The organism is Novosphingobium humi (assembly GCF_028607105.1).
Taxonomy (GTDB): Bacteria; Pseudomonadota; Alphaproteobacteria; order Sphingomonadales; family Sphingomonadaceae; genus Novosphingobium; species Novosphingobium humi.
The window spans coordinates 3,325,737-3,347,579 of record NZ_CP117417.1; the positions used below are offsets into that span (position 1 = coordinate 3,325,737).

At 64.0% G+C, this 21,843-nt stretch carries 17 protein-coding genes; 6 read left to right on the plus strand and 11 right to left on the minus strand.

Going from position 1 to position 21,843, the window contains the following annotated elements:
- The first annotated feature begins 49 nt into the window (after positions 1-49).
- The 3 genes from PQ457_RS15565 (at position 50) to PQ457_RS15575 (ending at position 2,737) form a co-directional block, all read left to right on the plus strand.
- Complete coding sequence (locus tag PQ457_RS15565; RefSeq protein WP_273617693.1) at positions 50-850, plus strand: LytR/AlgR family response regulator transcription factor; 801 nt, start codon at positions 50-52, stop codon at positions 848-850.
- Between the two features lie 261 nt (positions 851-1,111).
- Entirely contained in the window at positions 1,112-1,972 is an 861-nt protein-coding gene (gene nadC / locus PQ457_RS15570; RefSeq protein WP_273617694.1) for a carboxylating nicotinate-nucleotide diphosphorylase, read from the plus strand.
- Positions 1,973-2,737 (plus strand): ribonuclease T2 family protein, encoded by a 765-nt coding sequence (locus PQ457_RS15575; RefSeq protein WP_273617695.1) that lies wholly within the window; start codon positions 1,973-1,975, stop codon positions 2,735-2,737. It begins immediately after the preceding gene.
- On the opposite strand, the gene PQ457_RS15580 is transcribed toward PQ457_RS15575, so the two are convergent.
- Complete coding sequence (locus tag PQ457_RS15580) at positions 2,734-3,189, minus strand: nucleoside deaminase (protein WP_273617696.1); 456 nt, start codon at positions 3,187-3,189, stop codon at positions 2,734-2,736. The genes PQ457_RS15575 and PQ457_RS15580 overlap by 4 nt on opposite strands.
- A 126-nt stretch (positions 3,190-3,315) precedes the next feature.
- Here PQ457_RS15580 and rpmB point away from each other — a divergent pair, with 126 nt between their 5' ends.
- Positions 3,316-3,606, plus strand: a complete 291-nt coding sequence (gene rpmB / locus PQ457_RS15585; RefSeq protein ID WP_168603311.1) for a 50S ribosomal protein L28 — start codon at positions 3,316-3,318, stop codon at positions 3,604-3,606.
- 359 nt (positions 3,607-3,965) lie between these two features.
- Here the strand turns inward: rpmB and PQ457_RS15590 are convergent, their stop codons facing one another.
- From PQ457_RS15590 to PQ457_RS15635, 10 genes are all read right to left on the minus strand, one after another.
- Positions 3,966-5,624 (minus strand): M28 family metallopeptidase, encoded by a 1,659-nt coding sequence (locus tag PQ457_RS15590; protein WP_273617697.1) that lies wholly within the window; start codon positions 5,622-5,624, stop codon positions 3,966-3,968.
- 27 nt (positions 5,625-5,651) lie between these two features.
- The gene (locus tag PQ457_RS15595; protein ID WP_273617698.1) at positions 5,652-7,754 is read right to left on the minus strand and encodes a M3 family metallopeptidase; all 2,103 of its coding nucleotides are present in this window, start codon (positions 7,752-7,754) and stop codon (positions 5,652-5,654) included.
- A gap of 15 nt (positions 7,755-7,769) precedes the next feature.
- Positions 7,770-8,897, minus strand: coding sequence for an aspartyl/asparaginyl beta-hydroxylase domain-containing protein (locus PQ457_RS15600; RefSeq protein WP_273617699.1), 1,128 nt, complete (start codon positions 8,895-8,897; stop codon positions 7,770-7,772).
- On the minus strand, positions 8,894-10,924 hold the full coding sequence (locus PQ457_RS15605) for a tetratricopeptide repeat-containing sulfotransferase family protein (RefSeq protein ID WP_273617700.1): 2,031 nt from the start codon (positions 10,922-10,924) through the stop codon (positions 8,894-8,896). Before PQ457_RS15605 ends, PQ457_RS15600 begins: the two co-directional genes overlap by 4 nt.
- 83 nt (positions 10,925-11,007) lie before the next feature.
- Positions 11,008-14,088: a TonB-dependent receptor plug domain-containing protein gene (locus tag PQ457_RS15610; RefSeq protein WP_273617701.1), complete on the minus strand. Its 3,081-nt coding sequence runs from the start codon at positions 14,086-14,088 to the stop codon at positions 11,008-11,010.
- Positions 14,089-14,625: 537 nt separating this feature from the next.
- A complete protein-coding gene (locus tag PQ457_RS15615) occupies positions 14,626-15,297 on the minus strand; it encodes a glutathione S-transferase family protein (protein ID WP_172340089.1) in 672 nt (223 codons plus the stop codon).
- 86 nt (positions 15,298-15,383) lie between these two features.
- A complete protein-coding gene (gene fdhD / locus PQ457_RS15620; RefSeq protein ID WP_273617702.1) occupies positions 15,384-16,187 on the minus strand; it encodes a formate dehydrogenase accessory sulfurtransferase FdhD in 804 nt (267 codons plus the stop codon).
- A 6-nt stretch (positions 16,188-16,193) separates the two neighbouring features.
- Positions 16,194-16,571, minus strand: coding sequence for a VOC family protein (locus PQ457_RS15625; RefSeq protein ID WP_273617703.1), 378 nt, complete (start codon positions 16,569-16,571; stop codon positions 16,194-16,196).
- Positions 16,572-16,592: 21 nt separating this feature from the next.
- Positions 16,593-17,147, minus strand: a complete 555-nt coding sequence (gene dcd, locus PQ457_RS15630) for a dCTP deaminase (RefSeq protein ID WP_273617704.1) — start codon at positions 17,145-17,147, stop codon at positions 16,593-16,595.
- A gap of 430 nt (positions 17,148-17,577) precedes the next feature.
- Entirely contained in the window at positions 17,578-18,576 is a 999-nt protein-coding gene (locus PQ457_RS15635; RefSeq protein ID WP_273617705.1) for an agmatine deiminase family protein, read from the minus strand.
- An 83-nt stretch (positions 18,577-18,659) separates the two neighbouring features.
- Here PQ457_RS15635 and PQ457_RS15640 point away from each other — a divergent pair, with 83 nt between their 5' ends.
- Together PQ457_RS15640 and PQ457_RS15645 are read left to right on the plus strand one after the other, a co-directional pair.
- Entirely contained in the window at positions 18,660-21,371 is a 2,712-nt protein-coding gene (locus PQ457_RS15640) for a bifunctional [glutamine synthetase] adenylyltransferase/[glutamine synthetase]-adenylyl-L-tyrosine phosphorylase (protein ID WP_273617706.1), read from the plus strand.
- Positions 21,368-21,838 carry a peroxiredoxin gene (locus PQ457_RS15645; RefSeq protein ID WP_273617707.1) on the plus strand — a complete coding sequence of 157 codons (471 nt, stop codon included), beginning with the start codon at positions 21,368-21,370 and terminating at the stop codon, positions 21,836-21,838. Before PQ457_RS15640 ends, PQ457_RS15645 begins: the two co-directional genes overlap by 4 nt.
- Positions 21,839-21,843: the final 5 nt, after the last annotated feature.

Consider the following 21,843-nt stretch of genomic DNA (forward strand, 5'->3'; position numbering starts at 1 on the left):
ACAACGACTCCCGATCCGCAAAATGCGGCAACAAGCAGGATCCCATTGCATGACCATCCGCACCATTCTCGTCGATGACGAAAAGCTGGCCATCCAAGGCCTGCAACTGCGGCTTCAAAAATTTCCCGATGTGGAAATCATCGACACCTGCAACAATGGCCGTGAGGCGATCCGCAAGATCAAGACCGAAAAGCCCGACCTCGTTTTCCTCGACATCCAGATGCCCGGCTTCGACGGCTTTGCCGTGGTCAAGGGCGTGATGGAAATCGAACCGCCGCTCTTCGTCTTTGTCACCGCCTATCAGGAACATGCCGTGCGCGCGTTCGAGGCCAATGCGGTGAACTATCTGATGAAGCCGGTGGACGAGGATCGCCTGGCCGATACGCTCGACCGCGTGCGCCAGCGTCTGGCCGACAAGCGGGCCTCCGAAGAGGCCGAGAAGCTGAAAAACGTGCTGGCCGAAGTGGCGCCCGATGCGATGGACGCGATGGAGGATGAACCCGTCGATACAGGCGCGGACCGCTATGAAAAGCTGCTCAACATCAAGGATCGCGGCCAGATCTTCCGCGTCGATGTCGACAGCATCGAGCGCATCGAGGCCGCGGGCGATTATATGGTGATCTATACCGCCGACAATTCGATGATCCTGCGCGAAACGATGAAGGATCTCGAACGCCGCCTCGACCCGCGCGTGTTCCAGCGGGTGCATCGCTCGTGGATCGTGAACCTGAACCTCGTGCGTCAGGTCAAACCCCACACCAATGGCGAATGTTTCCTCGTGCTGGAATCGGGGGCCGATGTGAAGGTTTCGCGCTCGTATCGGGATGTGGTGGCGCGGTTTGTGCATTGATTTTTAGGGGGTAGTTTGCCTCCGGCGGGCAAAGGGACTTGTCCCTTTGCAATCCCGTTAATGGGTGGCGCTTGTTTGGCGGCGAAGCGCGATGGGTTTTAGAGCCTGCGGCGCGGATAGTGATACCTTTACCGTGCCGCAGGCTTTATTTCTGAAACGGCGCGTCCGACACCCAACGCCACCCTCATGGCGCAACAAAGACAGTAAAGGGAGCGCGAGGGTCTAGACCCTCGCATCATCCATCTTCTATAGCCTTCCCCCATGACCTTCACCCTCCAAGGCTTTGACCTGCCCGCCTTCATCCGCTCCACCCTCGCCGAGGATCTTGGCGAAGGCTGGCCCGGCGGTGGGCATGATGTGACCAGCGAAAGCGTAATCCCGGCCGACGCGCGCTTTATCGGCGTGATGGACAGCCGCGATGCGATCACGGTGGCGGGCCTGCCCATCGCGGCGGCCTTTTTCCGCCATCTTGATCCTGATGCGCAAATCGAACTGCTGGTGGCCGATGGCGACCGCGTGGCGCCCGGCACCCATCTGATGCGCATCACCGGCATGGGCCGCGCGCTGCTGACGGCCGAGCGCAGCGCGCTCAACACCGTGCAGCACCTTTCAGGCATTGCCACGATGACGCGGGAATATGTCGACGCGATGGGGAATACAGGCGCCACCCTGCTCGACACGCGCAAGACCATTCCGGGCCTGCGTGTGCTGGAGAAATATGCCACGCGCATGGGCGGGGCCACCAACCACCGCATGGGCCTGTGGGACGCGGCAATGATCAAGGACAACCATGTCGCCATCGCGGGCGGGGTCGGTCCTGCGGTTGCCCGCGCCAAGGCGGCAGGCATCGCCAACATCATCTGCGAGGTCGATCATCTCGACCAGATCGAACCGGCGCTGGAGGCGGGCGCGACGCATCTGCTGCTCGACAATATGGGCCCTGAAATGCTGGCGCGCGCCGTGGCGCAGGTTTCCGGCCGCGCGCGTTGCGAGGCCAGCGGCGGCGTGCGGCTCGATACGATCGGGGCGATTGCCGCCTCGGGCGTGGATTACGTCTCGGTGGGCCGCCTGACCCAAAGCGCGCCCGCCGCCGACATCGGCCTTGATTTCCAGGAGGTGTGAATGCGTCTGATCCTGACCACGCTTGCCCTTTCGCTGATCCCGGCGCAGGCCATGGCGCAGCAATGCGTTGCAGCCCAAGTGGGCGCCTTGCCCAAGATCTCGCGCCCCGCCGCAGAGCCGGTCAAGCCGGTGGCGAAGCACCCGATCAATGTCTACAGCTTTGTCATGAGCTGGACCCCGTCCTATTGCGCGGGCCTCAAGGGGCCGCTGAAAGATCCGGGCGACAAGCTGCAATGCGGACAGGACAAGCCGCCCTTCGGCCTCGTCGTCCATGGCCTCTGGGGCGAAACCGATGGGGGCAACTGGCCGCAATGGTGCGCGACCAAGGCCCCCGCGCCCACTTTGCCGCAATTGCAGAAACATCTGTGCATCATGCCCTCGGCCGCAACGCAGATGCATGAGTGGAAAAAGCACGGCGCCTGCGGCCCATGGACCAGCGGCGGCGCCTATTGGCAAAGTGCGGCGCGGCTCTATGCCAAGCTGAAAAAGCCTGATCTCTACAAACTGGCCAAGGACGGGCGGATGGTGTCGGACGCGGTGATCCACGCCTTTGTCGACGCCAATCCGATGTTCAAGGACAATGAAAAGGCCATTCAGGTCCAGACCATGCCCGCCGCCGACGGTTCGGGCAAAGTTTGGCTGAAACAGGTCCATCTCTGCTTCGAACCCAAGGGCATCGAAAAGGGCAGCTTTGTGCCCAAGGCCTGCCCCGCGCCGTCGAGCAGCGACTTGTTCATCATCCCGACCAGCCGCAAGCCGCTCTAACGGCGGGCCGCAAAGAAATCCCGCAGCATCCCGGCCGCCTCATCCTCGCCCATGCCGGAATAGACTTCTGGGCGGTGCAGGCAGGTGGGCTGGTCAAAGATCCGCCCGCCATGGGCCACAGCGCCGCCCTTGGGGTCTGCTGCGGCATAATAGAGGCGGGCGATGCGCGCATGGACGATCGCGCCCGCGCACATCGCGCAGGGTTCGAGAGAGACCCACAGATCGCAGCCGTCGAGTCGTTCATTGCCCAGCGCGCGGGCCGCCGCGCGAATCGCCAGCATTTCGGCATGGGCGGTGGGGTCGCATTGGGTACGGGGCAGATTATGGGCGGCCGAAATGATCATGCCGTCCTTGACCACCACCGCGCCGATCGGCACTTCTCCGGCGTCCGCGGCGGCCCGCGCCTCGTCAAAAGCCCGGCGCATCGGGGCGGGAAGTGGCCATCGCGTCATAAAGACAAGGGCTAGCGCAGCGAAAGGTCCAAGGCAACTTGACCTTTTCCACACGAATCGTTATGCGCGCCCCCTCACCCGCCTTTTATGCGGGTCATCGGATTCTTTCTTAAGCGAGTAGCACCCATGTCCCGTATTTGCGAACTGACTGGCAAAGGCCGCCAGGTCGGCCACAACGTCAGCCACGCCAACAACAAGACCAAGCGCGTGTTCCTGCCCAACCTGCAGAACGTCACGCTTCTGTCGGAAGGTCTTGACCGCAGCTTCAAGTTCCGCGTCTCGACCCACGGCCTCCGCTCGGTGGAACACGTGGGCGGCCTCGACAACTGGCTGCTCAAGAGCTCCGACGACAAGCTCAGCCCGCGCGCCGTCAAGGTGAAGCGCGAGCTGGCCAAGAAGGCCGCTGTCGCCGCTTAATCGGCCCGTTGGGTTGATGTGAAAAAGCCCGGTGGGGGATTCTCCGCCGGGCTTTTTCGTGTCTGGAATTTGAAGGAAGGTTGAAGATGCGAGGGGTGGTTTTCCAGATGGCCGATTTGTCGAGACAAATCGGTTGCTCCCTCGCGCTCCCATGACTGTCTTTGTCGCGCCAAGGGTTCGGCGTCAGGTATCAGACGCAGCGTTTCAGGAATAAAGCCCGCCGCGCGGTAAAGGCATCGCTGTCCGCGCCGCAGGCTTTACAAACACCAGTCCCAAACACCGCCGGGCCGACCTCCACCCCATTAACGGGATTGCAAAGGGACCGAGTCCCTTTGCCCGCCGGAGGCACCTTAAACCCCTTATTTTCCCGCCTTCAAACTCGCATCGCGAATCCCGCGAAACTCATCACTCTTGTGCCAGTTGGGCCACATCGCCCCATCGGCCAGAGTGCGCCCCAGCTTGTAAAAGACCTTCACGTCCTGCGTGATGCCCGACCAGTCCCACGTGTCCGAATATTCGTCCGAGGGCTGGTGATAGCGATGCTCGACATAGTCCTCGGTGGCCAATGCGCCCGCCTTGGCGCCGCCGGCAAACAGGTCCTGCCCGCGCGCAATGTCGAACATGGGCACGCCGCGCTTGGCGAGGCTGAAGTGGTCCGAGCGGTAGTAGTGGCCGCGTTCGGAATGGTCCTCGGGGCTTTCATACAGCCCTTCCTGCTTGAGCACGGCGCGGAAAATGCCGGTGAGGTCGGATTTGTCGCCCCCCGTCATCGCGTAATTGCGCGCGCGCCCGATCGGGGCCAGCGCGTCCATATTCACCCCGCCCACCGTTTTCGCCAGCGGATAGAGCGGGTTCTGGCCATAGAATTCGCTGCCCAGCAGGCCCGATTCCTCCAGCGTGAGCGCCACAAAGACCTGACTGCGCCGCGCCGGGCCTGCCTTCACATTGGCCTTGGCCAGCGCCACCAGCGCGCCCACACCGGTCGCATTATCCACCGCGCCGTTGCAGATGCCGTCGCCCTTGGCGTCCTTTTCGCAATGCCCCAGGTGATCCCAATGCGCCGAATAAAGCACCACCTCATCGGGCTTCACGCGGCCCTTCTGGATGCCCACGACATTGTGCGATTCGGACCGGCGCAGCGTGCTGTCAAACGAGAGGCTGGCCTTGAGCCCCAGCGGAACGGCCTTGAAGCCCTTTTGCTTGGCCGCTTCGGACAGGGCGGCAAAATCCTTGCCCGCCGCAGCAAAGACCTTCTTCGCCACGCCCATCTGGATCCAGCCGTTGGCCTCGGTCTGGTCCATCGCATTGTCGGGCCGCGCTACATAATATTCCGAACCCGACCAGCTCGACTGCACCACATTCCAGCCATAGGCGGCCGGATAGGTATCATGCACGATCAACGCCGCGCGCGCGCCCTGACGGGCCGCTTCCTCATATTTATAGGTCCAGCGCCCATAATAGGTCATGCGGCGGCCCTTGAAGAGGCCTACCTCGTCCTTGGCGGCATAATCGGGGTCGTTGATCAGGATCACGGCCACCTTTCCGTGCATGTCCACGCCCGCGTAATCGTTCCAGCCCAGTTCGGGCGCGTTGATGCCATAGCCGACAAAGACCAGATCGCTGTCCTTGATCTCGGTATGGGGCACATGGCGGAAACTGGTGGCGACAAAATCGCTGCCCCGCACAAAACCGATGCCGCCGATGGTCAGCGGGCTGCTTTGCGTCACGGTCATTTCGACGGTGGGCACGGTCTGCAGCCATCCGCCCTTTTCGCCGCCCGGCTTCAGCCCCGCCGCCTTGAAGCGCGCAATGATCGCATCCAGCACTTTCGGCTCAACGGCGGTGGAGGGGCCGCGCCCTTCCATATCGTCGGCCGAGAGCGTTTTGACCGTGTCCTTCATCAGCGCCACGTCAATCGGCGGCACCTTGATCGCGGGCACTTTGGCAGCAGGGGCGGCCGCCAAGGCAGGCGCAGCCGCGCCCAACAGAAAAGCGGCCAGCAAAGGCGAATATTTCATGTCTCAAACCTTCTGATAGGGGGAATTTCAGTCGATCAGGCCCTTGGCGCGCAGCATCGGCGTGACCGAAGGATCGCGCCCGGTGAAGCCCTTGTACATGGCCGCATAATCCAGCGACGACCCGCGCGAGAGCACCAAAGCGCGGAAACGATCGCCATTAGCGCGGGTCAGGCCGCCATGGTGGACGAACCAGTCATAGGCGTCATGATCCAGCATCTGGGTCCACAGATAGGCGTAATAGGCACTGGCATAGTCATTGGCCCAGATGTGGCGGAAATAGCTGGAGCGATAGCGCGGCGGGACATGAGCCGTGTCCAGCCCCGTGGCGGCCAGCGCCTTGGCCTCAAACGCATCGACATCCTGACGCGGCGCATCGGCCGAGAGCGCGTGCCAGTCCATATCCAGCATCGCGGCGGCCACCACCTCGCCCAGATCATAGCCCTGATCGATGCGGCGCAGGTCTTTCAATTTTTCCACCATGGCCGCCGGCATCGGCGCGCCGGTCTGATAATGGTGCGCATAATGGGCCAGAACCTTGGGGTCGGTGGCCCAGTTCTCGTTGAACTGGCTGGGGAATTCGACGAAATCGCGGGCCGTGTTGGCCCCCGACATGCTGGGATAGTACTGGTCCGAGAACAGGCCGTGCAGCGCATGGCCAAATTCGTGGAACATGGTGATCACATCATCAAAACTGACCAGCAGCGGCTGTCCGGCGGCGGGCTTGGCGAAATTCTCGACATTATAGATGACCGGCTTGGTGCCCATCATCCCCGACTGGCCGACGAAATTGCTCATCCATGCGCCGCCCTGCTTGTTGTCCCGCTTCCACGGGTCCCAATAGAACAGGCCCAGTTCCTTGCCGTCCTTGTCATAGACGGTGTAGGTGCGCACATCCTCCTGATAGACGGGCAGATCGGTGCGGCGCTTGAAGCTGATGCCGTAAAGCTGGTTGGCGGCGTAAAAAACGCCCTCCTCCATCACCTTGTTGATCTCGAAATAGGGCTTGGCCGAGCCGGGATCAAAGGAGAGCTTGGCCTTCAGGCTTTGCGCGGCATATTTCTGCCAATCCCACGGCTTGACGCTGGTGTCGCCGCCATCCTTGGCGATCAGGGCGGCCAGTTCCTTGACCTGCCGCTCCTGCGCAGCGCGCAGCGCAGGGGCCAGCTTGGCCATGAAGGCGCGGGCATTGGCGCCGTTCTTGGCCATCTGGTCATAGAGTTGATAGTCGGAAAAGTTCTTGTAACCCAGCAGCTTGGCCTTTTCGGCGCGCAATTGGGCCATTTCGGCGATCATCGCGCGCGTGTCATGGGCATCGCCCCGCTCGCTGCGGGTCCAGCTCGCCTCGAACAAAGCCTTGCGCGTCGCCGGATCGCTCAGGCTTTCCAGTTGCGGCTGCTGGGTCGTGTTCTGCAAGGGCAGCACATAGGAACCGGCAGGCAGCTTCTTATCCTGCGCCGCCTTGGCCGCCGCCGCGATTTCGCCCTCGGACAGGCCCGCCAGCGCCGCCTTATCCTTGACCACCAGCGCTGCCTCGCGCGTGCCCGCCGTCAATTGCTGCGAAAATTCGGTCGAGAGAGTGGCAAGCCGCTGGTTGATCGCTTTCAGCCGCGTCTTGCCCGCCTCGTCCAGCAGCGCGCCGCTATGGGTAAAGCCCTCATAGGTGCGATCGAGCAGGCGGCGCTGGACGGGCGAGAGCTTGAGGCCCGCAGCCTTGTCATGCAGCACCTTGACGCGGGCGAAGAGTTTCGCATTGAGCGCCACCTCGTCATTGAGCGCCGCCAGCTTGGGCGAGGTGATGCGGTCCACCTCGTCCAACGTGTCATTGGTGTTGGCCCCGGTCAGCGCAGAAAACACCTGCATCACGCGGTCCAGCATCTGGCCCGAACGCTCCATCGCCTCGATCATGTTGGCAAAGGTGGGGGCGGCGGGATTGGCGGCGATTTTGGCGATTTCGGCCCGGCGCAGGGCGATGCCGCGCTCGATGGCGGGCTGGAAATCACCGTCCTTGATGCGCGAAAAATCGGGCGCGTGGAACGGCAGCGGCGAAGGCGCGTCAAACACCGTCTGCGCCCCCGACGCGGCGGGAATCATCGCCAGAGACGCCGCCATCACCATCCAACGATGCTTCATCACACTGCTCCTTGTTTAGCCCAAATTACCGGCCGCAGTTTCCTGCGCCACGATGGCGCGCACGGCGTCGCGTTCCCCCGGCGTCAGATCCGGGTGCCAGATGTCGAAAATCATCACCACGCGCAGATGGTCGCTGGGGTTCATCGCCTCATGCTCGACCGTGTCGTCGAACACGAAAGGCTCGCCCTCACGCCACATCCGCGTTTCGGCCCCCACCCGGAACCAGCAGCCATCGGGCACCACCAGCGGCACATGGCACAGCAGCCGCGCATTATTGACCCCCACATGGGGCGGAATGGCCGTATGGGGCGCCAGCAGGGAAAACAGCGCATTGGCCGAGGCGCCGGGAATATCGGGCTGGGGCATGCGCGAGAGCAGATCCATCGTGACCGGGCATTGCGCGGCATTGGCCGCCACGATCTCGCCCCGGCGGATCAGATGGATCGCGGTCCAGTCGGGATTGTGGTTCAGGGGCTGCCACTGGCGCAGCGCCTGATGCTCGGCATATTGGATATAGGGGGCCAGTTCGGCGCGGTCCGAACGCATCACGGCCAGCATTTCCTCGCGGATCGCGGGCGTCGCCTCGGCAAGGTCAGCCAGCCATGGAAAACGCTCGGCCGGGTGATATTCGCGCATGCTCAGACCCGGAAAGAAGAAATGGGTCGGCTCGGAATAATAGGGGCGGGTGTGGCGCAAGGTGTTGCTGCGGAAACGGGCGATGCGCCATGCCTCATCGCCCCCGACCGCTTCGCTGGCCCGTGTGGCCTGCGCCATTTTCGCGGCGCGCTCAGCCCGCCATGCGTCGCGCAAACTCTCGCCATGGGCCATCGCGGCCAGCAGCGGCGGCGGCAGATCCCCCTCCGGCCTCTGCGCCAGCGCCTCGTCCCATGCGCGGCCCACGGACGGATCGCCGATGCTCTCCAGCAATCCGGCCCGCATGCACAATGCCATAAAGTCCAGCGGCGCCAGCGCCAGCCCAGCCTCGACCGCGCGCAAGGCCCGATGCGGTTGGCGCAAAGCCCGGCGCAGGCCTGCCAGTTGCAGATAGAGCGTCAGGCTGGGTTCGCGGTCCAGATCCTGTTCAAGCCGGTTGGCCGCCCCGGCCAGATCGCCCGCACGAACCATGGCCTCGACAGTGCTCATGCCTGCGGCGCCTCGCCATAGCCAAAGCGTTCGATCCAGCCCGAAAGGCGCGCGGCCACCGGGGCCAGATGCGCCTCATAGCGCCGCCAGCGCCCGGCGGCGCGCTTGTAGATCGGCTCGGTCACCTGCGCATAGCTGGCGGTGATGACGGTGCCGCGCGCGCGGGCCGCCTCGCGGTGATCCACCCCGCCCTCTGGCCAGTCCAGCCCCAGCCAGTCGAACAGGGGCCGCAATTCGGCGTCCTTGTCCTCGACCAGCCGTTCATAGACCACCTCGCCCACCGGCAGGTCCAGCAACGCGCGCGCCTTTTCCCACTGGCCAAAGGCGGCCTCATACAGCGCGGCGGCATCCTCCAGATCGAGGAAACTGGCCATGGCATTGTTCAGCCGGAAATTGGTCAGCCAGCAGGAAAGCACCACATCGCAAGGGTGGCGCAGGGCAAGGATAAACCGGCTTTCGGGAAACAGGCGGGCGATGGTGGGCGCATGGCGCAGATGCATCGGATGCTTGTCCAGCACGATGCTGTCGGGCGCCAGATCGGCCAATGCGCCGGCGCGGGCGAAATAGAGCGCGCGCGCCTCCTCGATCTGATCCGCGCTCAGACCCGGCAGGGCGGCGATGCCCCCCAGTTGCGCCTCGATCTCGGCGATAATCGGCGCTTCCTCCAGCACGCGCACGCGCGGCTCGGCCATCAGCATCGTGTCGAGCAGGGTCGTGCCCGAACGCGGAAAGCCCAGCAGGAAGATCGGCGCGGGGCGTGTGGGCGTGGGCGTGAACGCCCCCCACCCTGCCCGCCATGCCGGGGTGAGCAAGGCCGCGCCCTCGTCAATCTCTGCGCGATAGCGCGCCCCGCGCCCGCGCGGATCGGTCGGGTCGGCGGCAAATTCGGCATTCATCGCGGCAAAGGCGGCAAAGGCCTCGTCATAGCGCCCCAGCCGGTCGAGCAGCACCCCGCGCAGGTGATACCGCTGCGCTGCGCTCACCTTATCCTCGCCCGCCGCCTCCAGCGCGGCCAGCGCCTCGTCATAGCGATGAGCGCGTTTGTGGCGCAGCGCGTCGATAAAGGAGAGCGAGGCGGGATCGACATGGCCCGCAGCCTCCGCGCGCAAAGGCTCGATCTCATCCTCGCGGTTCACCCGCTCCAACAGGCTGGCCAGAGCGACCCATGCCTGCGCAATCGAAGGGTCGATCGCCAAAGCCTTACGCAGGGGGGCCTCCACCTCGTCGAACAGGCCCATCATGGCGGCATGTTGGCCAAAATCGGCCTGAATCTGGGCATCTTCGGGGGCCAGACGGGCGGCCTCGGCAATTGCGCGATGCGCCCCGTCGGCATCCCCCGCCCCGCGCAGCACATCAAACATCGCGTAATGGGGCGCGGCCTCCTGCGGAAATTCGCGCAACAGCGCGCGCAGCATTGCCTCGCCTTCCTCGCCATGCCCGGCCTCGATCAGGGTCTTGCCCAGATTAAGCCGCACCGGCGCGGAATCGGGCACCAGTTCAGCCGCCCGGCGCAGCGCCGCAATCGCCCCTTCCCAATCCTCCAGCGCAGACAGCGCATTGCCCAGATTGTTCCACCCCGACCAGTCGCGCCCATCGCCCGCCAGAGCGATGCGGTAGAGCACCGCCGCGCGGGCGAAATCCCCCGCCTCCTGCGCCAGATGGCCGCCGATCCGCGCCAGCCGCAAAGACCGATCCGCCCGCGCCGCGCCCTCTTCACACAGCGCCAGCGCCGCATCCCCGGCCCCGGTGCGATAAAGCGCCTCGGCCAGATTGGCGCGCACCGTATTGTCGGCAGGCTGGGCATGATGGGCGGCGCGCAGATGGGGGATGGCATCGGCAAATTGCCCGCGATGAAACTCCACCGCCCCGGCCAGCGCGGCAAACACCGGCCCGCCCGCCCCACGCGCGGCGGCGCGGCGCACGGCAACCGAGGCATCGTCCATCCGCCCGGCCCGCGCAAGGGTGACAATCTGACGGATCGTCTCCTGCTCATCGGCCTGTGTCATCCCGCCGGCATCAAGGCTCACGCAAATTCCCCTTCTATCATAAGCAAACGGCGGCCCCTCCCGAAGGAGAAGCCGCCGCTGCCGATCACGTTAGCGCCAAAGGATCAGAAATTGACCGTCGCGCCAACAAACAGATAGCGACCCAGCGAGTCATACACGCCCGGATAGGTATTGCCATTGCAATAGACCGAGGCGCAGGCGCTGGCCACGCCCGTGCCGCCCGAGGAAACCAGCGGCGGATCCTTGTCGAACAGGTTGTTGACACCCGCACGAACCGACAGGCCCTTGGTCACCTTGCCCGTCAGGAACAGGTCGATGTAGTTCATCGCCGGCAGCTTGTTGTTATACAGGCTGTAATCCGAGGCGGCGAGGGTGGCCGAGGGGTTCATGCCTTCCACCTTGACCGAACCGACATAACGCCAGGTCAGCGACACATCGATGTTCTTGGGCGTCGACCAGGTGATGCGGGCCTTGTGGCGCCAGTTGGGCGCCGGAACGCCGCAGGTGGAACCATAATAGCCGGCGCAGTCATAGGCAGGCGAAAGGCCGTTATAGGTCGACTTTTCGCTCAGCGCCGTCCCGGTCAGGTTGGCGCTGATCTTGCCCCAGACGCCCAGGTTCTTCGAATAGCTGGCGTTGACTTCAAAGCCGGCGGTCTTGACCCAGCCCACGTTGTTGTCAAGATCGACGACATAACCGTCCGAGGACAGCCACAGCGACCCGGCCGCATTGCGCTTGACCAGACCGCAGGCCAGCGTGCTGCCCGAGTTGCAAGCCCCCAGAATCGCGTCGGCGCCATAGGCCTGAATGGCCTGGTTGATCTTGATATCGAAATAGTCAACGCTCAGCGACAGACCCGGAACCATATGCGGGGTGAGCACCACGCCGACAGTCTTGGTCGTGGCCTTTTCCGGCTGCAGGTTGGCATTGCCGCCCAGATAGCCGTTATATTGCGCTGCCGGGTTCGTTGCCACGGTCTGTCCCACACGCAGGCCCTGCGCCAGACAGCCGGTTTCCGAAGCCAGAATAGCATGGCCCGCACAAGGATCGGTCACGCCATCGAGGCCGACATAGTTGGCGCGGAACAGTTCCTGAATGTTGGGCGCACGCACCGCGCGGTTGAGGCTGGCGCGGATGCGGATATCCTCGATCGGGGTAAAGTCCAGTTCCAGCTTGTAGGTGCCGGTCTTGTAACCCTTGCCGTTGTTGATCGCGTAATCCGAATAACGGAAACCACCGTTGAAGGTCAGCATCCGGTCAATCACCGGCACCGCGATTTCGCCGAGGAATTCGGTGACGTGATAGCCGCCGTTGATCGGCAGGGTGGGCGCGCCCTGACCGGTCAGATCGCCGGTCTGGAACGAGGTGTCGGTGTTGAGCGCCAGCTTTTCGGTGCGGCGTTCAATACCCAGCGCGATGTTCACGCCATCGCTGGCCAGCGGCGATTTCAGGCCATAGGTGCCAAGGTCGCCCGTCAGCGTGCCCGACAGAACGGTCTGGCTGGTATAGCCGTTCTGGAAGCCGGTGGCGCTCAGATAAGAGAGCGCGGCGGCCGAAGGCGTGCCCGACCAGATGTTATAGGGAACGCAGCCCGACGAGGGATAGGTGAGCGAAATGCGGCACACCGGCGTACCTGCGGGGCCGGTCACAACGTCGAGCGCATAGTTCAGACGCTGGGCCGAAAATTCGTTCGAATAGATCTGGTTATAGTTGGTGCGCCCATACTGGAAATAGGCGTCATAGGCCCAGCCATGCCCCAGATCGCCCTTCGAGCCGATCACCGTGCGGAACGAGGTGTGCTGGAGATCGCTGATGCGGGGCCCGCCTTCGACGTTGCGGCGCAAAAGCTGGAAAAAGGCGGTGTTGGCATTGGCCGCCGGCGTCACCTGCGACTGGGTGGTCGGATTGAACGTGGCATAGACAGCCGGAACCACCGGGTAATTGCCCAGATAGCCCATAACCATATTGGCGCTGTTGCAGATTTCCGACTTCTGCGACGCGCTCATCAGCGGGTTGTCGCAATTGATCGTCTGCGTGTTGCCAAAGTCACCCGAGGGGGCGATCTGGGCCACCGTGTGGTCGTCCATGAACATGAATTCAAGGTAAGGCTTCAGAGCCGAATTGATTTCATAATCGGCGAACAGACCGGCGGTGTAACGCTGATCGGGGCGCTGGAAGTAGTTGAGCGGCGCAAAGTTGTAGCGGGTCAGCGCGCCCGGCGTGAACGTGCCGTTGCCCAGCGTGCCCACGGTCGAGGACGAACCGCTGCCGGGCGTGAAGTAGAAGGCGTTACCATTGGCCGAGGTGGCCGAACCGCCGCACTGGAGGCCCGAACGGTTGTTCGAGCGGTTCTGGATCGTGCACTTGGAAAAATCGCGCGAGGACTGGAGCAGCGCATTGGCGCGGCGATAGCCGAAATAGGCCATCACATGGCCTGCGCCATCGGCAAACTTGGTGCCATAGGAAATCGTGGCATCGACGCTGTTGCCGCCCCAGGTGTTGCCCGTGGGATAGTCATAGCCCGAAATGCCCGCCGCGGTGCGCGCGTTGAGCAGGCCCTGAACCATGGTCGAGCCATTGTTGTGCTGATACAGGCCGTCGTTGAGGTCAATGCGCAGGCCGTTGAGGTCCTTGTCCATGACAAAGTTGACCACGCCCGCGACCGCGTCCGCGCCATAGGTGGCCGAGGCGCCGCCGGTCAGCACGTCGACGCGCTTGATCAGCGAGGCGGGGATGAAGTTAAGGTCGGCGGCCGAGCTGCTGGTCGGGCTGGGGTCGCCCGCCATCAGGCGGCGGCCGTTGATCAGCACCAGCGTGCGCTTGGGACCAAGACCGCGAAGGTCGACTTCGGCCGTGCCGCTCGCGCCGTTGGCCAGCGTCGAGGATTGCGCGGCAAAGACCTGCGGCAACTGGTTGAGGATGTCTTCGGTGCGGGTCGTACCCGCCACCTTGAGATCCATCGCCGACACCGTGGTGATCGGCGCCGCCGATTTCAGGTTCGGGTTGACGATGCGCGTGCCCGTCACCACGATCGTGGCCGAGGTGTCGACCGGGGCGGCCGGGGCGGACGGCGGACCATCGACGATGGAGGCCTGTTGGGCATAGGCGGGACCGGCCAGCATGGCGATGCTCATCACCAGCGGCGCAGCACCATGCCGCAATGCATTTGCAAGGTTCGTTTTCATGTTCACCCCTTTGTTGCGCGCGAGGCGCGAGACCAGCCGCCAAGGGTTGGCCCGGACAAAGCTCCATTCGTTCGGCTAGCGGCTCTGGGCAGACTTCCTGATGCCCCGGAAGTTTGATTGGCGCGCCTCCGCACGGAGAAAGAGCAATGTCGATGTCTTGCCGCCGAGGCGGGCCGGGGTAAAGAAGCTGACATGGCTGTCAGTAAAATATTGCTCCATTGTTGCAATTCAGTCACATTTGTTGCAACGAAGCAGCAGGTCAAAAAACGATAGTTATAAACCACTGAAATAATATAACATTAGATTCGGGGTTTATAACCATTTTTGCATGGTTAGAGTCCAGAATGCGAAATATTGCTGCAAAACAGGCCATCGCCCGCCACCCCGCAGGATGAAGATGTCAATGCTCCGATCCTGGGCACACAGGACCAGCCGCCCCGCCCCAAGGAACGAAGAAAAATTAAACCTGTCAGCACGTTAATCAAAAATCGCGCCCGTATGGCCAAAGCCCTGCCCCCTCGCCCCGCCGGTTAGCGGTCAGGCGTTGAGATCCGCATAATGGCTGGGCGGCTGGATCACTTCCATCCGTTCGGCCAACAAGGGGCGGAAGCTGGGGCGGCTTTTGAACACCGAATACCATGTGCGGGCCTGCTCATGCCCGCTCCAGTCCAGCCCTCCCAGATAGTCGCAGACCGAAATCTGCGCCGCCGCCGCCAGATCGGCCAGCGACAAGGTCGCCCCGCCCAGCCAAGGCCGCGTATCGACCAGATAGTCGATGTAATAGAGATGGTCATGGGCCAGCCGCATCGCCTCGCGCAGCACGCGCGAATCGGGCGATTGGCGCAGCACCAGCCGCTTCATCATCCGCTCCTGAAGCAGCGGCCCCGTGACATCGGCAAAGAACTTTTCATCGAACATGGCCACCAGCCGCCGGATTTCCGCCCGCGCCGCCGCCGTGCCGATGATCAGCGGGCTGCGCTCGACGGTTTCCTCCAGATATTCGCAGATCGCCCGGCTGTCCGACAGGGCCAGCCCCTTTTCCGGGTCCTGCAGCACCGGGGTGCGCCCCGCCGGGTTCAGGTTGAGAAACTCGTCGCGCATGTCCCACGGGTTTTCGCGCCACAGTTCATAGGCAATCCCCTTCTCGCCCATGACGAGACGGACCTTGCGGGAGAAAGGACAGAGCGGAAATTGATAAAGGCGCCACATGACCCATTCCCTTGCCCCAAGCGATGGGGCCAGAGCAAGGGATCAGGCGCGCGATTAAAGGATTTTGACCCGGATAAGCCTGCGGCCTACCGCGAAGTGACGCAAATCACACTGTCATGGCGCGCCAGAACCCACAGCGAGAGCCCCGCCTCGCGCGCGCGCGCCACGGCCAGCGAAGTGGGCAGCGAGATCGTCACCAGAGTCGTGACCCCGGCCTTGACCGCCTTTTCGACGATTTCATACGAACAGCGCGCGGTGGAAAACAGGAAACCTTCGGCCCGCGAGACCCCGGCCCGCGCCATGGCCCCAATCAGCTTGTCCACCGCATTGTGCCGCCCGACATCCTCGCGGCAGGCCATAATTGCGCCATCAGGCGCGCAAAAAGCGGCAGCGTGGGCCGCCGATGTGGCCCGGCCCAGCGTCTGATGCTCGCGCAATTCCTCGCCCGCCTCGAATATGGCGTCGGGGGCGATCGGGGCATGGGGCGCGACCTGCGGCAAGGGCCGGGCCAGCACCTCCAGATTCTCCATCCCGCACAACCCGCAGGAGCTTTCCGCCACCCGCGCCCGCACGCGCTCGGACAATTTCGCCGCGTCCAGCCCGTCGATCTGCGCCCGCAAAATCCAGCCGATGTCGAGATGCGCCACGCCAACCTCACCCATCTGGGCCGCGTCCGAAATCAACCCCTCGGCCATGGCAAAGCCGGTGGCATAGTCGATCAGATCGGAGGGGGTGGCCATCATCACCGCATAGGCAAGGCCGTTGAACTCCAGCGCCACCGGCGCCTCGGGCACCCACAGGCGCCCGGCATAGGCCACCGATCCGTCGCGCCCGTACACTTTCCCCCCGCTGTCGAGCGAAAAGGGCAAAGGTTCGGGCGCGGGGATCATGTCACATCAGGCCGGGCGATAAAGCGCGCACAGCTTGTGCCCATCGGGATCGCGCAGATAGGCCAGATAAAGATTGGCTTCCTTGCGCAGGCCCGGCGGGTCTTCGCAAGTGGCGCCGCCATGGGCCACGCCTGCGGCATGCCAGGCATCGACCTGCGCCTCGTTTTCAAGGCCAAAACCGATGGTCCCGCCATTGGCCGTGCAGGCCGGTTCGCCGTTGATCGGGATCGCCACGATAAAGGCCGCGCCCTTGTGGACATAGACCAGACGGTTCTTGGCCGTGTCGACCACGCCTTCCGGCCCGCCCGTTGCGGCAAACAGCGCATCATAGAAAGTCTTGGAACGGGCCAGATCACTCGATCCGACGAAGATATGGCTGAACATCGTTTGCCTTTCCTTTCTGATTTAAAGCCGGGGCAGGGTCACGCCGCGCTGGCCCATATATTTGCCCGCGCGGTCGGCATAGGACACCTCGCAAGGCTCGTTGCCCTGAAGGAACAGAAACTGGCACGCGCCCTCATTGGCGTAAATCTTCGCAGGCAGCGGCGTGGTGTTGCTGAATTCCAGCGTCACATGGCCTTCCCAGCCCGGCTCCAGCGGGGTCACATTCACGATGATGCCGCAGCGCGCATAGGTGCTCTTGCCAAGGCAGATCACCAGCACATCGCGCGGAATGCGGAAATATTCCACCGTCCGGGCCAGAGCGAAAGAGTTGGGCGGGATCACGCAGACATCGGTCTTGCGGTCCACAAAGCTGTTCGCGGCAAAATCCTTGGGGTCCACCACGGCCGAATCGACATTGGTGAAAATCTTGAACTCATCGGCCACGCGCGCGTCATAGCCATAGGATGAAAGCCCATAGGAGATCACGCCCTCCCGGTGCTGCCGCTCCAGAAACGGCTCGATCATCCCCTGCGTCTGCGCCGCCTCGCGGATCCATTTGTCTGATAGTATCGCCATAGCGTGGCTTCATGGCGGATGGAGGCGCGTGGGGCAATGATTTTGAGAGGTAGTAGGGTTATGCCTCCGGCGGGCAAAGGGACTCGTCCCTTTGCAATCCCGTTAATGGGATGGTGGGAGGTTTGAAAGGCCGGGGATTGGGGTTGTTAAAGCCTGCGGCGCGGGGAGGTTGCGCAAGAGGCGCCGCAGGCTTGAAAATTCAAACCTCGCGTCCGACACATTCGGCCGAACCCTTAACGCAACGCAGACAGTAAAGGGAGCGCGAGGGTCTAGACCCTCGCATATCGTCCCTTAAATTCTTCCTGCCAAAATCAATGCCAAGGCGCAGCCCACCACCAGAAGCAGGCGCACTGCTTCCAAACCATGATCGAGAATAAGGGCGCGGGTTTTGCTCATGGGCAAACCCTGCGCCCAAAACCTCACCGAATCCTTAAGCCACCGATGGCATCTGCTGGCTGGAGCAATGGAACGACCCGCCCCCGGCCAGAATTGCATCCGCCATAATGCCCACGGTTTCGCGATCCGGGAAAAGCTCGGCAATCGCGGCGACGCCATCGGCGTCATGCGCGGTGCCATAGATCGGCACGACGACCAGCTTCGAGGTGATGGCGAAATTCATATAGGACGCCGGTTCGATCCGCCCATCGCGCTCCACCCGCCCCGGCGAAGGGACATTGCGCACAATCACGCCCGCCGCCTCGGCCCGCGCCTTGGCATCGGCATAGATCGCGGCATTGGGATCATCCGCCCCGGTCGCCATGGGCAGCGCCAGCACATTGTCGGCCACAAAGCGGGCAAGGTTATCGACATGCCCATCGGTATGGTCATTGATCAGTCCGTCGCCCAGCCACAGCACGCGGTCAAAACCCAGATCGCGCTTCAGCCGCATTTCCTGATCCGCGCGGCTCAGATGCGGGTTGCGGTTGGGGTTGAGCAACACCTGCTCGGTCGTCGCCACCAATCCGGTGCCGTCGCAATCCAGAGCGCCGCCCTCGATGATCCAGTCGCTGGTGGTGATCTCCAGCCCGGCGTCGGCCGCGATTTCCGCGCCGATGGTCTGGTCGCCCTCCATCAGATATTTGCCGCCCCAGCCGTTAAAGCCAAAGCGCCGCGCAGCCCGCCCGCCTTTGCCATCCAGCACCACCAGCGGCCCGGTGTCGCGCAGCCATACGTCGCCATAGACGCGGCGTTCGATCACCACCTTTTCGCTGCACAGCGCGCGGGCGCGCGCCTCATTGGCCTCGTTGCGCACGATCAGGCGCACCTCCTGCCCGCTTTCGGCCACGGCATTGGCGAAATCGGCCATCTGCACCTGCGCGGCCTCAAGGAAGCCGGGCCATTCCTCGCGATCATGGGGGAAACCGATCCACAGCCAGTCCTGCGGATGCCATTCGGGGGGGAAGCGCCAGTTGGGGGTGAGGTTCGTCATGGAAGGGGCCTTTAGCGACTTACTGCCCTTGCGAAAAGGGTCGCAAACAGGCCAATAGGATGGCCGGAGAGTGAGGAGTTTTTATGACCGATTGGCAAAACGCCCTGGCGCGGGCCGAGGCGCATTCGCCCTTTTTGTCGCGGGCGATGGGGCGTTTGCCCGATCTGGTGGCGGTGCTGGCCGCGGGCGATGGAGAGGCCGCGCTGGCCCATGCGCGCCGCGCGGGCGAGGGTATCGCCGATCTTGGCGTGGCGCTGCGGCGCGAGAAACTGGCGCTGGCGCTGGCCTTGGGCGTGGGCGATCTGGCCGGGGCCTTTGATCTGACGCGGGTGACGGGCGAACTGTCCGATCTGGCCGACCGGGCGGTGGATGCCGCGATTGCCCATGGCATCCGGTCGCGCGCGCCCGATGCGGAAGCCGTCGGTTTCACCGCACTGGCGTTGGGCAAACATGGCGCGCGGGAATTGAACTATTCCTCCGACATTGACCCGATCCTGATCTATGATCCGGCCACCCTGCCCCGCCGCGCCCGCGATGAGCCTGAGGAAGCCGCGCTCCATGTCGCGCGCACGGTTTTGCGGCTGGTCTCGCAGGCCGATGGCGAGGGCTATGTGTTCCGCGTCGATCTGCGCCTGCGCCCGGCCAGCGAGATTAGCCCGCTGGCGCTGCCGATCGATGCGGCGCTCACGCATTACGAATCCAGCGCGCTGGCGTGGGAACGCGCCGCCTTTATCCGCGCGCGTGCGGCGGCGGGGGATGTGGCGATGGGGGATCATTTCCTCCATGCGATCCGGCCCTTCGTCTGGCGCAAATCGCTGGACTTCGGCGCGATTGCCGAGATCGGGCGGCTGACCCGCCGCATCCGCGCCCATCACGGCAAGGTCGAGGCCGTCGGCCCCGGTTTCGATGTCAAACGCGGGCGCGGCGGCATCCGCGAGGTGGAATTTTTCGCGCAGGTCCATCAGTTGATCCACGGCGGGCGCAAACCGGCGCTGCGCCTGCGCGGCACGCGGGCCACGCTCGATGCGCTGGCCGCCGAGGGGTTGATCGACCCGGCCGACGCGGTGATGCTGGGCGAAAGCTATGACCGCCTGCGTCAGATCGAGCACCGGCTGCAACAGGTGTCCGACCTGCAGACCCACAAGCTGCCCCGCGACATGGAGGGCATCGATAATGTCGCCGCACTCGACGGCCTGCCCAATGGCGCGGCGCTGATCGAGGAACTGGAGGAGATCACCTCCCGCGTTGGCGCGCGCTATGACCGCCTGATCGCGGCCAGCGCGGGCGAAGGAACGACCGTTGCCGTGCCCAACCAGCATGAGGGCGACGATCTGGCCGCCGAGTTGGAGCATCTGGGCTTTGCCAAACCGGACGAACTGGCCGCGCGGATTCAGGGCTGGCGTTCGGGGAGCGTGCGATGCCTGCGTTCCGGTGCGGCGCTGGCGGCTCTGGATGCGGTGCAGCCCGCGCTGCTGGCCGCGCTGGCCGCCGCGCCCGAGCCGGATCGTGCGATGGTCCGCTGGGAGCAGATGATTGCCCGCCTGCCCAGTGCGGTCAACCTGTTCCGCCTGCTGGAGGCACGGCCCGGTTTGCTCGAAGTGCTGGTGCGGGTGCTCTCGCTCGCCCCGCCGCTGGCCGATGCGCTGGCGCGACGGGCCGATCTGCTCGATGCGTTGATCGACGCCAGCGCCTTCGCCCTGCCGGGCAGCGTGGCGGATCTGGCGCATGAATTCGGCGCGACCGAGGCGGGGGATGATTACCAGCGCCTGCTCGACCGGGTGCGGCGACAGGTGGGCGAAAAGCGCTTTGCCCTTGGTGTGCAACTGATCGAAGGCGCGCAGGACCCGCTCGACATTTCCGCGGGCCTGTGCCGTGTGGCCGAGGCGGCACTCGACGTGCTGGCCCGCGCGACGATTGCCGAATTCGAGGCCACCCATGGCCGTATTCCGGGCGGCGAGCTGGTCATTCTGGGCCTTGGGCGGCTGGGCGGCGGGATGCTGACCCATGCCAGCGATCTGGATCTGGTTTACCTGTTCACCGGGGATTTTGCCGCCGAAAGCGATGGGCGCAGGCCGCTTGGCGCCACGCTCTATTTCAACCGTCTGGCCCAGCGGGTTTCCGCCGCGCTTTCGGTCCCCACGGCCGAGGGCGCGCTCTATGAGGTGGATACCCGCCTGCGCCCGCAAGGGACGCAAGGCCCGCTGGCGGTGGGGTTCGAGAGCTTTGCCCGATACCAGCGCGAAGAGGCGTGGACCTGGGAGCATATGGCGCTGATCCGGGCGCGGGTGCTGTTCGGATCGGATGCGGCGCGGGAGCAACTGGGCGCGATCATCGGCGGGGTTCTGGGCAAGGAGCGCGACAAGATCAAGGTGACGGCCGAGGTGCAGGAGATGCGCGACAAGATGGCCCAGCACAAGGCGCCCAAGGGCGTGCTGGACGTGAAATTGCTGCGCGGCGGGCTGGTCGATGCCGAATTTATCGCCCACGCGTTGCAACTGCGCGACCATGCGGGCGTGCGGCCCGATATGGCGGGCGCGCTGGCGGAGCTGGCCGCCGCGGGGCTGATCGCGGGCGATGTGCCGGGGGCGTTTGCCCTGCTCTCGCGCGTGCTGGTGGCCGCGCGGCTGCTGGCCCCCGACGGTGTCGCGCCCGAATCTGCCCCATGTGCCAGTCTTGCCAAAACATGCGGCTTTGGCGATTGGAAGGCGATGATCGGGGCAATGGAGGCCGCGCGCGCCGCCATCGCCCGCCAATGGACCGCCACTTTCGGCCAGCAATTGGAGATGCAAGCATGAGCACCTTTCCCGGCGTGGGCGACAAGATCCCCGACATCGCCATGACCGCCCCCGATGGCAGCACGGTGAAACCCTCCGATTTTGCCGGGCGGCGGCTGGTGATCTTTTTCTATCCCAAGGACGACACCCCCGGCTGCACCACCGAAAACAAGGACTTTTCCGCGCTGGCGGGCGAGTTTGCGGCGGCGGGCACGGCGCTGCTGGGCGTGTCGAAAGATCCGCCGAAAAAGCACGCCAAGTTCATCGATAAGCATGGCCTGACCGCCCCCCTCGCCTCGGACGCCGAGGAAGGCGGCCTGTCGGACGCGCTGGGCGTGTGGAAGGAAAAGTCGATGTATGGCCGCACCTATATGGGCATGGAGCGCAGCACCTGGCTGGTGAGCGCCGATGGCGTGATCGAGCGAATCTGGGAAAAGGTGAAGGTCAAGGGGCACGCGCAGGAGGTGTTGGGGGTGGTTAAGGGGTAGTTGCG